1 protein-coding gene is annotated in these 769 nt (G+C 55.3%); it reads left to right on the top strand.

What is annotated here, in order from left to right; translation table 11 throughout:
* Window positions 1–205 precede the first annotated feature (205 nt).
* On the top strand, window positions 206–769 hold a 564-nt coding region (locus tag AC1DIX_RS27420; protein WP_477328465.1), incomplete at its 3' end, for a pilus assembly protein TadG-related protein.

The following is a 769-nucleotide window of genomic DNA, read 5'->3' as shown; positions in this document are numbered from 1 at the left end:
CACTCGTAGTCGTCGGCTGGATCATCGCCAGACGACGTACCTCGATCGGCATCGAAGCATGCCTACACATGCCCCAGCGACGCCGAAAACAACTACCATCATGGGCTGAGCAACGCCTATCGCTCGCGTTTTAGCTGTAAGCATTTGATTTTGTTTTACCAAGCTAGTTAGCTAGAGCTTAAGAGGCGACTGCTAAAACTCGCACATGTTCCTCTTGGTACCGTCCGGCATGATAACGACAATCAAGCGCATTCTTTCATGCCGCTCCGGCAATTTCGGGTTGCTCACGGCAGTTCTTTTCATTCCCCTGGTCGGCGCGGCGGGGATGGCTATCGACTTCTCGCATGCGTTGGAAATCCGCACGCAACTCTTTGACGCGGCCGACGCGGCTGCCGTCGGAGCGGTAGCGGAGAAATCCCTGGCGGTCACCCAAGCCATGGCGATGCCGGCTGACGGCTCCATATCGGTTGGCGAAAGCGAAGCACGCAAACTTTTCGCCGGCCAGATGTCTGGGGAGGCTGCTACGCTTCCAATGGATCTGTCTGTGACGGTGACGCGCAATCTGAATAAGGTGACCTCAAACATAGCCTTCAAGACGTCGATACCCACGTCCTTCATGGCCATGTTTGGTAAAACGAGCATCGACATCTCGGGGACCGCTAGCGCGGAATATCAGACGGCATCATTTATGGATTTCTATATCCTTATCGACAACACTCCGTCGATGGGTGTTGGCGCCACCGCGGCTGATGTCGCCAAGATGCAAGCC

It is taken from the genome of Massilia sp. 05N420, assembly GCF_056397205.1.
The sequence above is the reverse complement of the archived record's forward strand: the minus strand, read 5'-3'. Positions and strand labels throughout refer to the sequence as shown.